At 69.7% G+C, this 4033-nt stretch carries 4 protein-coding genes; 3 read left to right on the top strand and 1 reads right to left on the bottom strand.

Translation table 11 applies throughout. The features are described from left to right. Positions 1-341: hypothetical protein (locus G6024_RS16380; protein WP_206683381.1), on the bottom strand; the 341-nt coding region annotated here is incomplete at its 3' end. 88 nt (positions 342-429) lie between these two features. Between G6024_RS16380 and acs the strand changes: the two genes are divergently transcribed. The 3 genes from acs (at position 430) to G6024_RS05160 (ending at position 3958) form a co-directional block, all read left to right on the top strand. Continuing rightward, on the top strand, positions 430-2397 hold the full coding sequence (gene acs / locus G6024_RS05170; RefSeq protein WP_159148222.1) for an acetate--CoA ligase: 1968 nt from the start codon (positions 430-432) through the stop codon (positions 2395-2397). A gap of 80 nt (positions 2398-2477) precedes the next feature. Continuing rightward, positions 2478-2993 (top strand): phage holin family protein, encoded by a 516-nt coding sequence (locus G6024_RS05165; RefSeq protein ID WP_067711418.1) that lies wholly within the window; start codon positions 2478-2480, stop codon positions 2991-2993. Between the two features lie 95 nt (positions 2994-3088). Further along, the gene (locus G6024_RS05160) at positions 3089-3958 is read left to right on the top strand and encodes an alpha/beta fold hydrolase (RefSeq protein WP_119193271.1); all 870 of its coding nucleotides are present in this window, start codon (positions 3089-3091) and stop codon (positions 3956-3958) included. Positions 3959-4033 lie beyond the last annotated feature (75 nt).

Genomic DNA, 4033 nt, shown 5'->3' with positions numbered 1-4033 from the left:
GTCGGAGCCAGCGCAGAGGGAACGAGCACGTCGCCTGGCACCGGCGCAGCACGCCGTCCGGCTACCCCACCCGCATCGACCGGGGCCACGGCGCCGACGGGCGCGACGTCGGGGGGCGGGAACAAGCCGCCGACGACGACGAACTCCGCTGCCTCGTCCTCGTCGACCGACACCCCGGAGCCCGCGAAGTCCTCCGGCCCGGGGCCCGCCACACCCGCCGGGCCACCGTCCGACGGCGGCTCCACGAAGGGCGAGAACACCCCTCGCGAGTGAACGGGATCGGGCAGGCCTCCCCCGACCTCCCCCCCGACGGGCGGGATCCCGAACACGGCGCGTCGCATGTGACTACGCTCACATACATCGGTCCGGTCGCTTCCGCCGTGACGATCCCGGCCGTCCGTGAAATCTGATCCCGAGAGAGAGCCGCTGATGACCGCTCCCGAGCACGACCAGTCCTTCGCTCCCGACCCCGACTTCGCCGCGCAGGCCAATGCGCAGGCCGACCTCTACGACAGCGCGTCGAGCGACCGTCTCGCCTTCTGGGAGGAGCAGGCTCGGCGACTCGACTGGGACACCGAGTGGACCGAGGTCCTGGACTGGTCTGACGCGCCGGTCGCCAAGTGGTTCGTGGGCGGCAAGCTCAACGTGGCCTACAACTGTGTCGACCGCCACGTGGAGGCCGGCAACGGCGACCGGGTGGCCATCCACTGGATCGGCGAGCCCGGCGACGACGCCCGCGACATCACCTACGCCGAACTCAAGGACGAGGTCAGCCGGGCGGCCAACTACCTCAGCTCCCTCGGCCTCGTCGCCGGCGACCGCGTGGCCATCTACATGCCCCTGCTGCCCGAGGTCTACATCGCGATGCTCGCGTGTGCCCGCCTGGGCCTGACCCACTCCGTGGTCTTCGCCGGTTTCTCGCCGAACGCGCTGCGTTCCCGCATCGATGACGCGGAGGCGAAGCTCGTCATCACCGCCGACGGGCAGTTCCGGCGCGGTAAGCCCGCACCGCTGAAGGCAGGAGTCGACGACGCGCTCTCCGGAAACGGCGTCGATGCCGACGGCGACGCCGAGTCCGTGCAGAACGTGCTCGTGGTCCGCCGGACCGGTCTCGACGTGGACTGGACCGACGGCCGTGACGTCTGGTGGGACGAGGCGATGTCCGAGCAGTCCACCGAGCACACGCCGGAGGCCTTCGACTCGGAGCACCCGCTGTTCCTGCTCTACACCTCCGGCACGACCGGCAAGCCCAAGGGCATCGTCCACACTTCGGGCGGCTACCTCACCCAGTCCGCGTACACCCACCACAACGTCTTCGACCACAAGCCCGGTGAGGACGTCTACTGGTGCACCGCGGACGTCGGCTGGGTCACCGGCCACACCTACGGCGTGTACGCCCCACTGGCCAACGGCGCCGAGTGCATCGTCTACGAGGGAACCCCCAACTCGCCCGATGAGCACCGTCACTTCCAGATCATCGAGAAGTACGGCGTCACGATCTACTACTCCGCGCCGACCCTGATCCGGACGTTCATGAAGTGGGGCAACGAGATCCCGGCCGCGCACGACCTGTCCTCGATCCGCCTGCTCGGTTCGGTCGGCGAGCCGATCAACCCGGAGGCGTGGCGCTGGTACCGCGAGAACATCGGCGGCGGCAAGGCTCCCATCGTCGACACCTGGTGGCAGACCGAGACCGGCGCGATCATGATCTCCCCGCTCCCGGGCGTCATCGAGACCAAGCCCGGTTCCGCCATGCGGCCGCTGCCCGGTATCGAGGTCGCCATCGTGGACGGCGACGCCAAGGAGGTCGCGACGGACGAGCAGGGCTTCCTCGTGATCACCGAGCCGTGGCCGGCCATGCTCCGCGGCATCTGGGGCGACATGGAGCGCTATCGCGACACCTACTGGTCCCGGTTCGCCGAGGAGGGCTACTACTTCGCCGGTGACGGCGCCAAGTGGGACGCCGACGGCGCACTGTGGGTGCTCGGTCGCGTCGACGACGTCATGAACATCTCCGGTCACCGCATCTCGACCTCCGAGGTCGAATCGGCCCTCGTCGGTCACCGCGCGGTCGCCGAGGCCGCGGTCGTCGGCGCCAACGACGAGACCACCGGCCAGGCGATCGTCGCGTACGTGATCCTGCGGGGCAACGTGGACGCCGAGGAGGATCGTCAGAAGCTCATCGACGAGCTGCGGGCCGAGGTGTCGCGGGAGATCTCCCCGATCGCCAAGCCCCGCGACATCACGATCGTGCCCGAGCTGCCCAAGACGCGGTCCGGCAAGATCATGCGTCGCCTGCTCAAGGACATGGCCGAGGGCCGCGACGGCGGCGACACCTCGACCCTGTCGGATCCGACGATCATGGACCAGATCCGCGAGAAGGGCACGCGCGGCTGACGGGTAGCGGGTGAACACCGCCACGTGACGTGGCACGATGGACGACGGTGCATCCGTCGCCGGACTATGGAGGAACAACCGTGAGCCACGCCCAGGGAACGCACAAGCCGACCGAGGCCTCGATCCCCTTGCATGACGCTGACTCGATCGGCCGTGGCGACGCCAGTATCGGCACCCTGGTCAAGAACGCCACGACGCAGGTGTCGACACTGGTCCGTGCCGAGATCGAGCTGGCGAAGACCGAGGTCACCGAGCAGGTGAAGAAGGCGGCGACCGGGTCCGGCTTCTTCGTCGCGGCCCTCGTCCTGCTGCTGATGTCCTTCTTCCCGTTCGTGTTCATGTGGGCCAAGCTCATCTCGATGTGGTTCGGCACCAAGACCTGGGACTGGATGGGCTTCCTCATCGTGTTCGTCGTCCTGGTCCTGCTCGCGGCGGTGTTCGGGCTACTCGGCTACCGCAAGGTCAAGAAGATCCGGAAGCCGCAGCGCACCATCGACTCGGTGTCGGACCTGAAGCTGGCCATGCCCAAAGGCAACGAGCCCCGGCCCGGCACGGTGCGTGTCACCGAGACGCCCTTGCCCGCGTCGAAATCCTGAGAACTCCCGCTCACCGGCCGCCCGACCCGTCGATCGTCAGGATCGACGGGTCGTGGCGGCATCGTGACGTCTCGGCCAACGGCATCCGACTGCACATCGCCGAGGCGCTGCCGGCCGACAACCCGCCGGGCCGGCTCCCCCCTCTGGTCCTCCTGATCCACGGTCTCAGTGGCATCTGGTGGACGATGCGCGCACCCATGCTCGCGCTGGCCGATGCCGGATTCCACGCCGTCGCCGTCGATCTCCGGGGCCACGGCGACTCCGACAAGCCGCCGCGCGGTTACGACGGGTGGACCCTGGCCGCGGACATGACCAACCTCATCCGGGCCCTCGGTCACTCCTCGGCGGTGGTCGTCGGCCAGGGCGAGGGCGGATTCATCGCATGGACCGCCGCCTACCGCCGGCCACGCGCGGTGCGGGGCCTCGTCGTCGTCGGCTCCCCCCACCCGGTCGCCACCCGGCGCGCGGCACTGCTCGACCGCTCCCAACGTCACGCTTTGGTGCCTCGCCTGCTCGCGGACCAGGCGCCGCGATTGCCCGAACGCCACCTCACCCGCGACGGCGCCGCAGCGGTCGAGGAGATGCTCCGCAGTCGATCCGGGCCCACGTGGCCCGGCACCGAGGATTTCCGTGAATCCGCCGACCTGCTCAGGCGGTCCATGCTCATCCCCAAGGTCGCCCACCTGACATTGGAGAGCCGCCGCTGGATGGTTCGGAGCCAGTTCCGTCCGGACGGCCGCGACTTCCGCCGCGCGGTCTCCGGTGTCCTGCCGCAGCCCGTGCTGGGGATCAGCGGCGCCGAGGACCGGTTCATCCTGCCGGCGACCGTCCGTGCGTCCTCGGCCTGGGCGCGTGACTTCACCACCGAACTGGTCCCCGAGGCCGGGCACTATCCCGCGATGGAAGCCCCGGACGCCACATCCCGGCTGATCGTGGACTTCGCGCGGCGCGTCACCCCGCTCTGAGCCGGCTGCACTCCGCCCCTCCGACCGGGCTCCCGCCGGCTCGGCCGGGTCGGCCCACCGCGCTCCCGCCGGCCG

Origin of the sequence: Dietzia maris (assembly GCF_014144855.1) — a bacterium.
GTDB lineage: Bacteria > Actinomycetota > Actinomycetes > Mycobacteriales > Mycobacteriaceae > Dietzia > Dietzia kunjamensis.
Note: the sequence above shows the minus strand (reverse complement) of the source record. Positions and strands in the feature narration are given on the sequence as shown.

Excerpts from the sequence above, each read along its gene's own strand:
- acs (WP_159148222.1), top strand. The coding sequence starts at position 430 with ATGACCGCTCCCGAGCACGACCAGTCCTTCGCTCCCGACCCCGACTTC.